9 protein-coding genes, 2 tRNA genes and 1 rRNA gene are annotated in these 8,326 nt (G+C 27.0%); 4 read left to right on the forward strand and 8 right to left on the reverse strand.

What is annotated here, in order from left to right:
- Nucleotides 1–65 precede the first annotated feature (65 nt).
- Nucleotides 66–656, reverse strand: coding sequence for a DUF1836 domain-containing protein (locus J2Z25_RS14210; protein ID WP_008676226.1), 591 nt, complete (start codon nt 654–656; stop codon nt 66–68).
- Nucleotides 657–1,132: 476 nt separating this feature from the next.
- Between J2Z25_RS14210 and J2Z25_RS14215 the strand changes: the two genes are divergently transcribed.
- The gene (locus J2Z25_RS14215) at nt 1,133–1,372 is read left to right on the forward strand and encodes an AbrB/MazE/SpoVT family DNA-binding domain-containing protein (RefSeq protein ID WP_008676225.1); all 240 of its coding nucleotides are present in this window, start codon (nt 1,133–1,135) and stop codon (nt 1,370–1,372) included.
- Nucleotides 1,373–1,440: 68 nt separating this feature from the next.
- Here the strand turns inward: J2Z25_RS14215 and rsmI are convergent, their stop codons facing one another.
- The 4 genes from rsmI to J2Z25_RS14235 all read right to left on the reverse strand — a co-directional run bounded on the left by rsmI (nt 1,441) and on the right by J2Z25_RS14235 (nt 5,148).
- Nucleotides 1,441–2,286: a 16S rRNA (cytidine(1402)-2'-O)-methyltransferase gene (gene rsmI, locus J2Z25_RS14220; protein ID WP_209741064.1), complete on the reverse strand. Its 846-nt coding sequence runs from the start codon at nt 2,284–2,286 to the stop codon at nt 1,441–1,443.
- 4 nt (nt 2,287–2,290) lie between these two features.
- Nucleotides 2,291–3,040 carry a tRNA1(Val) (adenine(37)-N6)-methyltransferase gene (locus tag J2Z25_RS14225; RefSeq protein ID WP_209741065.1) on the reverse strand — a complete coding sequence of 250 codons (750 nt, stop codon included), beginning with the start codon at nt 3,038–3,040 and terminating at the stop codon, nt 2,291–2,293.
- A gap of 262 nt (nt 3,041–3,302) precedes the next feature.
- On the reverse strand, nt 3,303–4,523 hold the full coding sequence (locus tag J2Z25_RS14230; RefSeq protein WP_209741066.1) for a C40 family peptidase: 1,221 nt from the start codon (nt 4,521–4,523) through the stop codon (nt 3,303–3,305).
- Nucleotides 4,524–4,842: 319 nt separating this feature from the next.
- Nucleotides 4,843–5,148 (reverse strand): hypothetical protein, encoded by a 306-nt coding sequence (locus tag J2Z25_RS14235; protein WP_209741067.1) that lies wholly within the window; start codon nt 5,146–5,148, stop codon nt 4,843–4,845.
- A 362-nt stretch (nt 5,149–5,510) separates the two neighbouring features.
- Here J2Z25_RS14235 and J2Z25_RS14240 point away from each other — a divergent pair.
- Nucleotides 5,511–5,586: transfer RNA gene (locus J2Z25_RS14240), tRNA-Pro, on the forward strand.
- 398 nt (nt 5,587–5,984) lie between these two features.
- The gene (locus J2Z25_RS14245) at nt 5,985–6,626 is read left to right on the forward strand and encodes an HAD family hydrolase (protein WP_209741068.1); all 642 of its coding nucleotides are present in this window, start codon (nt 5,985–5,987) and stop codon (nt 6,624–6,626) included.
- A gap of 43 nt (nt 6,627–6,669) precedes the next feature.
- On the opposite strand, the gene J2Z25_RS14250 is transcribed toward J2Z25_RS14245, so the two are convergent.
- Nucleotides 6,670–7,416: a peptidylprolyl isomerase gene (locus tag J2Z25_RS14250; protein WP_209741069.1), complete on the reverse strand. Its 747-nt coding sequence runs from the start codon at nt 7,414–7,416 to the stop codon at nt 6,670–6,672.
- Nucleotides 7,417–7,590: 174 nt separating this feature from the next.
- On the opposite strand from J2Z25_RS14250, the gene bcp reads away from it, so the two are divergent.
- Nucleotides 7,591–8,043 (forward strand): thioredoxin-dependent thiol peroxidase, encoded by a 453-nt coding sequence (bcp, locus tag J2Z25_RS14255; RefSeq protein ID WP_209741070.1) that lies wholly within the window; start codon nt 7,591–7,593, stop codon nt 8,041–8,043.
- A gap of 51 nt (nt 8,044–8,094) precedes the next feature.
- Here bcp and J2Z25_RS14260 read toward each other — a convergent pair.
- Nucleotides 8,095–8,170 (reverse strand) — tRNA-Phe (locus tag J2Z25_RS14260).
- Nucleotides 8,171–8,176: 6 nt separating this feature from the next.
- Nucleotides 8,177–8,293: ribosomal RNA gene (gene rrf / locus J2Z25_RS14265) — 5S ribosomal RNA — on the reverse strand.
- Nucleotides 8,294–8,326: the final 33 nt, after the last annotated feature.

Here is an 8,326-nt window from a genome sequence, read left to right on the forward strand (position 1 = left end):
TTACATATGCACTTAGATGATGATTTTTAATTTTATTTATTAAATTAATATAACTTTTATAATATTTATTCTGAATGATATTCATTCACTATCTTTTGAACTAATTTTTTTATAGCACTTGCTTGTGCAATAAGTGACATTACAATAACAAATGTTCTTATACTATTTTCATCTTTTTCATTTAATTTTAATTCTGATATTATGTTATCTAACTTTTCTTCATCTACAGCTGGCTTACTTAGGAAATCCTTAAAGCTTTCACTTTGAGTTTCTGAAAATATCTTATATGCTTTTTCCCAAGATATTATATCATCTGATCTATCATTTATTTCATTAAATGCCAATCTGAAAACCTTTTTAATTTCTTCCGTTGTTAATACTGGTCTCATATAGCTTAATAGTACTAATTGTATAAGATGTATTTTAGTATATCCCCTCTTTTTTCCATCCTCTGGTTTGCTAATAACTTCACTCTTTATATAATTTTGCACTATATTATTTGTATATTTATCTTCTATAAACTTATCATTTAAAAAATCTATAACTTGAGATAAAAATAGATCATATTTAGGTAAATCCTCATAACCAACCATAGTGCTATTAGACATTTCTTCTGCAATTTCTGTTATATAATTAGTATCTATTTTCTTTACCATTATATTCACCTCTAAATATTTATTCTTATTTTAATTATATAGTATATATAAACTTATTACAAGTTACTTCTGCCTGTTTAATTTTATTCTATTATTTCTTTAAAAGTCAACAAAAATAACTATCGTTTCTTAATTTTTTCAAAATATTTAATTCTTATAATAAAATTTATAATCCTTATTATTTTTTACAATTTTTTCTTTTTTTATTAGCTTTTTTTTAATTTTATTTTGTTGAAATACTTTTTTCCCTTCATAAGCTAGTGGACAAGCCATTCTACATTTTTTGCTATTTATCTGGAAATTTGATTAAATAGTATTGACTTTTCTAATTTATGGTAGTATATTGTATTTATGACTTTGAAAGGCAATTTAAATATGTATTTTTGAAAATTTTTCTCTTTTATATTGACTTTTAATTACATTTTTAGTAATATTAACTTGCAAGATGTCGAAACTTGTTTTAAGGAGGAAATATAATGAAATCAACTGGTGTAGTAAGAAGAGTAGATGAACTAGGAAGAATAGTTATTCCTATTGAATTAAGAAGAACATTAGATATAGCTGAAAAAGATGCTTTAGAAATCTATGTAGATGGTGAACAAATAATCTTAAAGAAATATGAACCTGCTTGTATCTTCTGTGGAGATGCTAGAGATGTTGTAAATTACAAAGGTAAAAACATCTGTAAAAATTGTTTAACAGAATTAAAAAAATAATTTTTAATACTTAAAAGATTATTTATAATTAAATCCCCTATGACTATATGAAGTCATAGGGGATTTAATTATAGTTCTGTTGAGTATTTATAAACTTCTTTTTTAGGTAAATTTCTTTCTTTTGCAACTAATTTTATAGCATCCTTTTTTTCTATTCCACTTTCTATCAACTTTAATAAATGTTCTTTTATTGTTAAATCGCTCCATAAAGCCTCTTTCTCAGCTTTTATTTCATCCTCAGATTTACCTTCAATTACTAAGACGAACTCACCTCTCGGTCTATTTTCTATAAAATATTTTAATGTCGATGATATTTTTCCCCTATAGATTTCTTCATGAAGCTTCGTAAGCTCTCTACATATTGCAATTTTTCTATCCCCTATATTATTTAATAAATATTCTAAGGTATCTAACAATCTATGTGGAGCTTCATATAAGATTATAGTATCTCTAACATTTTTAATTTCTTCAAGTATAGAATTTCTTTCCTTATTTTCTCTTGGTAAAAATCCTCTAAATATAAACTTCGTCGTATCTAACCCTGAGTAAACTAAAGCAGTCGTTATTGCTGTTGCACCTGGTAATACTTCAAATTCAATTTCTTGCTCTATGCACTTCTCAACTATAACACTTCCCGGATCAGATATTCCTGGAGTACCTGCATCAGTAATTAGTGCTATGTTCATGCCACCCTTTAGTTTATTTATTATATCTTCACTCTTACCTTGCTCATTATGTTTATGATAGCTAAATAAGCTTTTCTTTATGTTAAAATGATTTAATAACTTTAAACTTTGCCTAGTATCCTCTGCAGCTATTATATCTGCATTTTCTAAAACTTCTAAAGCTCTCAATGTTATATCTTTTAAGTTTCCTATTGGAGTTGGTACTAAATATAACTTACCTTTTTCCATAAATCTAGACCTCCCTACCATATATTTTATTTAATTCATCTGAATAACTACCATCTTCATTATATACATATAGTGGTGCTTCCCACTTCAAATAAGCTCCGCCATCTCGTTGACCTTCAACTAATACTATATTAGGAGCCTTTTTGCTATTAGGCTGAATCATTTGAACTCTTTTAGGTTCAATCTTATGTTTTCTCATAAGCTCAAATATATCTATTAGCCTTTCAGGTCTATGTACCATATACATTCTTCCATTATCCTTTAAGAGTTTTCTAGCTGCTATTATTACATCTTCTAATGTGCATAAAACTTCATGCCTAGCTATTGCTAACTTATCATTAGGATTCAATATACCTGAGTTATTTAACTTATATGGAGGATTGACTGTTAAAACATCAAACTTTCCTAATTTATTCAAAAATTTCATATCCTTTAAATCAGCATTTTCAAATTTAATAATATCTTCTAATTCATTATACTTACTGCTTCTTTTAGCCATTTCAACCATTTCATTTTGAATTTCTATTCCTATAACTTCTGCTGGTTTATATTTTCCGTATAATAAAAAAGGAACTATTCCAGTACCTGTACATAAATCTATGACTCTATGTCTTTTCTTTACATTTGCAAAGTTTGATAATAAAACTGCATCTACACCAAATCTAAATCCAGACTTCTTTTGGATCAAATACAAGTTATCTAATTGTAAATCATCAATAGATTCATCTTCTAATAAACTAACTTCTCTATTCATTTTAAATACCTCAAATTATTTCTAAAACTATATTTTTATTATCAACTATTATAATAAACCAATACTATTGATTATAAAATTTTTATCGCTTATTTACACGCTATTAATATTATATCCATTCTAGATTATATCATATAAACCATTTGCTTTATAACTATTTAATAAACTTTCAATTAACAAAAGATTTGCTAATATAATATTAAAGAAAATAAACTCCGCCAAATTTTGACGGAGTTTATAATAAATATTAATTAAATTCTAATTAAAGTACTCTTCTAGCAGCGTAGAATGATGTAACTGGTGAAACCTTAACACTATCTCCTGGCTGAGGAGCATGTATATATTGACCACCACCTACATATATTCCTACATGATCTAAACCATAAGTAAATACTAAATCTCCAGGTTGCATTTCTCCATATGAAACTGGAGTTCCAACCCCAATTTGTGTATAGGTAGTTCTTGTTATATCTATTCCTGCTGCATTTCTAAATACGAAGCTAGTAAATCCTGAACAGTCAAAACTACTTGGACCTGCAGCCCCATAAACGTAAGGTGCACCAATATATCCATATGCAAAATCTACTATTGCATTACCTGAAGCTGATGATCCAGGTCCTCTATTTGGTATACTTGGCTTATTTGCTGCTTCTTCTTGAGCTTGTAACTCTTCTAATTTAACCTTAGCAGCTTCTATTGAATTATTAATCTCTTCTACTACAGTAGGGCTTTTTAATTGGTTATCTCTGATACTTCTTAATTGGCTTATAGCACTTTGAAGATCAGTGATAGAACTAGATGATTCTAGTATCGCTAGTTGTGGTTCAACTAAACTTCTTTCTGCAACAGATAAGAACTCTTCATCAAATTTAGCCCTTTCTGCTTCTACTTCTGCAATAAGAGCTTCTTGCTCCTGTCTCTTTCCAGTAAACTCATCTAAATCTTTCTTAACTTCCTCATTTATCTTAGCTATTTCATTTCTTTTTTCTTCCAGTGAAGTAACTTTTTCATCTAATTTTTCTTTCTTATCTACTAAATCTTTTACTATTTTCTTGTCAATATTTACAAGTCTAGTAGCAGAATCTAATTTAGATATAAGATCGCTAAAACTATCCGCACTAAATAAAAGTGTTAAGTAACTACCTTGTCCACCTGATTTGTACAGCTCTCTTAATCTCTTTCCTAATACTTCTTCTTTTTCTGAAATATCAACCTTTGAAGTTTCTATTTCTTTCTTAGTATTTTCTACTTCATCCTTAATAGAATCCATTTGCTTTTTATTGTTGTCAACCTTTTCTGCTAATGGTGCTATTTGTTCATTTAAACTATATATCTTCCCTTGAATATCCTCAATCTTCTTACTTATGTCATCATATTTCTGTTGATTCTCTATTACTTCCTGATTAGGAGTAGCAAAAACTGGCGTTACCGAAGTTATTGTTAAAGCACCAGCCATAACAATAGATAAAATCTTCTTTTTCATAAATGTTTGGTCCTTAGACCATCCCCCTCTCCCTACGTGATATATTACCATTATAACACTTATGGAAAGCTTGGACAATGGTAATTTTTTTTAAAATGAGATATTTAGACAATGTAAATGTATACTGTACATATCTGGATAATTACTAGTTATGTAAACATAACTAAATTAATCTAAATCTCTTTATAATTATATGTTATATACTATCATTTATATAATAGTTTTACAAATAATTTCTACATAAATTTATCGATGCTGTAATTGATAGTACTGTAAGAAAAAAAGACTTGTTCAAATAAAAATACAGGAATATATAACTTTATATATTCCTGTATTTTTTCAGCATCTTACTTTGTATAAAAGATGCTATAGCAATAACAATTATAAATGTTATTACTATATATTTTGATTTTTCTATGAATGTGTAATCTAATACACCTAAAATAATCCCTACAAGACCTATAGATATATTAAATATTCCGTTAAGCTTCATAAACTTCTCAATATCATTATAGACTCCACTATCTTTCAAGAAATTCCTCATCTTTTTACTTTTTAATGATAAAAGTCCCATTAATAAAAATCCTATACTTCCTAAAATAATAACTACAGTACTTCCTCTCATAACTTTGACCTCCAAGCAAATTATATATTATATAAATTTAAAATTAGAAATATAGATTTAGTATTGCTTTATTAAATTCATTAATATTTACTTTTGAATATCTTAAACAACTTAAAGATAAATATACTATAAGTAAAATTTATAATTTACTTAAAAGATATCATATTTAATAGCTATAAGTAAAGATAATATCAGTATAACTTATATTTCTATTTAAATGCATAAAATCTATATTGTTTTATACATAATTTAATGCTAATATTATGAACTTATACTTATTAATTGCCATAGAAATAATTTTAATATTTTATTTTAAAAGTGTTGACATAATAGATTATACTTACTATAATTATAATGTACTTCGGGGTGTGGCGCAGATGGGAGCGCGCGTGGTTTGGGACCATGAGGTCGCAGGTTCAATCCCTGTCACCCCGACCAAAAAATCCTCTCTTTTCGAGAGGATTTTTTATTTTTTATAATTTATAAAATAAAATTGGATTTATTTTAGTATTCACAGATTTATTTATATAGCTAGTTACAATCTATATAATCATTTACTTCCTTAAGCTCATCATCAAATCCAATAGATTTACAAGAAATTAATACTATTGGTATTATAGATATATAGACACACAATATTAATATCCACATAAATCTTATCCCCTTTTCAAAATTCTACTTAAAATAAGTATATGAAAAAGGTTTCACTATTGCTATAATTTTTTAAAACTTTTTTATATAAATAAAACTTTTAATAAAATAATTATATAACTAAGCTAAATATTTAACTTATTATAATATTATGTTGAATAATAACTAATAGGAGGTTTACATATATGAATAATATTAAAGCAGTAATATTTGATCTAGATGGAACATTAATAGATTCAATGGGAATATGGGCTCAAATAGATAAAGAGTATCTAGGTAACTTTGGTTATCCTGTTCCTGAAAATCTTCAAGAAGAGATCACTCATCTTACTTTAACAGAAACAGCAATATACTTTAAAAATAAATTTAATATAAATGATGATATAGATAAAATAATTTCTACATGGCATAATATGGCCTTTTATCACTATTCTAATACTATTAAATTAAAAGAAGGCGTAATTCCATATTTAGATTCATTAAAGAAGGAAGGAATTAAAATAGCATTAGCAACTAGTAATTCAGTTGAATTATTGGAAGCTACATTAAAAAATAATAATATATATCAATATTTTGATACAATAACTACAACTGAAGACGTAAAGAAATCAAAGGATAATCCAGATATATATTTATTGTCTGCAAAAAAACTATGTATAGCACCTGAAAATTGCTTAGTGTTCGAAGATATTGTACAAGCCGTTAAAGGAGCTAAACTTGCAGGCATGCATGTCTACTCAGTATATGATAAGGCATCAGAAAACCAGAAAGATACTTTGATAGAATTATCAGATAGATACATATTTAGCTTTAATGAATTATTATAAAACAAAAAAGGAATTGATGAATCAATTCCTTTTTTAATATCTCTTAAGCTCTAGTAACTCCATACTTCTTTTCTAATTCTTTTACAACATCTAAATATTTTCTTTGTTGCATTTCTTGTAACAGCTTATTAACTATTTGAGCCTTTATTTCCTCAAATGCTATTTCTTTTCCTTCATTTTTATCTTCAACTTTTATTAAATGATATCCAAATTGTGTTTTAACTGGCTCACTCACAACATTTATATCTAATTTGAAAGCTTCATCTTCAAATTCTGGAACCATCATTCCTCTTCCAAATGCACCAAGATTTCCACCTTCTTCTTTAGAAGGACAAGTTGAGTATTTCATAGCTGCTTCTTCAAAAGTTAATTCCTTTGAATCTATTTCACTCTTAATTTTATCGCAAAGTTCTTTTGAATCTACTAATATATGCTTTGCAGAAACTGTAGGTTGTTGAGTAAATTCCCCTTTATTATTGTTGTAATAATTTAATGCATCTTCATCTGTAACAGTAACTTCTAATAATAATTTATTTAATGTTAGCTGAGTTAATATATCATTTTCCGCCTGTCTTACATTTTCCTTATACTCTTCTGTGTCTTGTATATTTAACTCTTTACCTAACATGTTGATTAACTCAAATGAAACCATTTGTTCTAATAATTGCTTCTTTGCCTCTACTGTTTCAAAATATGCTCTTTTATCAGCTGGGTACTTCATTATCATATTTTGTAAATCTGATTCTTTAATTTCTTTGCCTGCTATGGTAACTAAAATTTTATCTTCCATTGAAATATCTCCTTTATTTTAAATTTTAATTCTTATTAATTATAACAGAGTTTATAATAAAATATATAATATTTATCTAATTAATCTAATTTTACGATCAGTATTTATATTATTTATTGATAATAATTATTAATAGTATTATAATTATATAAGATTTAAAAGGAGGATGTTATAATGGAAATAGGAAATTTAGCACCAGATTTTACTCTTATGGGGTCTGATGGAAAAGAACATAAACTAAGTGATTATATAGGAAAGAAAGTAATATTATACTTTTATCCTAAAGATAATACACCAGGATGTACTACAGAAGCATGTGATTTTAGAGATAATATAGATAAAATCACAAATCAAAATGCTATAGTGCTTGGAATAAGTAAAGATAACTTAAATTCACATAATAAATTTATTGAGAAATTTAATTTACCCTTTATTTTATTAAGTGATGAAGATAAGATTGTTTGTGAATTATATGATGTTATCAAAGAAAAAAATATGTATGGCAAAAAAGTTTTAGGAATAGAACGAAGTACATTTATCATTAATGAAGAAGGTTATTTAATAAAAGAATTTAGAAAAGTTAAGGTTAAAGGACATATTGATGCTGTCTTAGAAGAACTTAAGTAAAAAAATTATAGGGTATAAAAAAAGCACTAACAAATGTTAGTGCTTTTTATCTGGTGGCTCGACCAGGAATCGAACCAGGGACACGAGGATTTTCAGTCCTCTGCTCTACCGACTGAGCTATCGAGCCATATTAACCTGGCAACGTTCTACTCTCCCACACAGTCGCCCGTGCAGTACCATCGACGCTATAGAGCTTAACTTTCCTGTTCGGAATGGAAAGGAGTGTTTCCTCTACGCCATCATCACCAGATTTACTTTTCAGAGTGTTCTCTGAAAATTGCAC

It is taken from the genome of Clostridium tertium, from assembly GCF_017873245.1.
Lineage (GTDB): Bacteria > Bacillota > Clostridia > Clostridiales > Clostridiaceae > Clostridium > Clostridium tertium.

What these genes read in the sequence shown, in the direction of transcription:
- J2Z25_RS14230 (WP_209741066.1), bottom strand. Translation starts at nt 4,523, where the DNA reads ATGAAAAAGAAGATTTTATCTATTGTTATGGCTGGTGCTTTAACAATA.
- J2Z25_RS14235 (WP_209741067.1), bottom strand. Translation starts at nt 5,148, where the DNA reads ATGAGAGGAAGTACTGTAGTTATTATTTTAGGAAGTATAGGATTTTTA.
- J2Z25_RS14225 (WP_209741065.1), bottom strand. Translation starts at nt 3,040, where the DNA reads ATGAATAGAGAAGTTAGTTTATTAGAAGATGAATCTATTGATGATTTA.
- bcp (WP_209741070.1), top strand. Translation starts at nt 7,591, where the DNA reads ATGGAAATAGGAAATTTAGCACCAGATTTTACTCTTATGGGGTCTGAT.
- J2Z25_RS14250 (WP_209741069.1), bottom strand. Translation starts at nt 7,416, where the DNA reads ATGGAAGATAAAATTTTAGTTACCATAGCAGGCAAAGAAATTAAAGAA.
- J2Z25_RS14215 (WP_008676225.1), top strand. Translation starts at nt 1,133, where the DNA reads ATGAAATCAACTGGTGTAGTAAGAAGAGTAGATGAACTAGGAAGAATA.
- J2Z25_RS14210 (WP_008676226.1), bottom strand. Translation starts at nt 656, where the DNA reads ATGGTAAAGAAAATAGATACTAATTATATAACAGAAATTGCAGAAGAA.
- J2Z25_RS14245 (WP_209741068.1), top strand. Translation starts at nt 5,985, where the DNA reads ATGAATAATATTAAAGCAGTAATATTTGATCTAGATGGAACATTAATA.
- rsmI (WP_209741064.1), bottom strand. Translation starts at nt 2,286, where the DNA reads ATGGAAAAAGGTAAGTTATATTTAGTACCAACTCCAATAGGAAACTTA.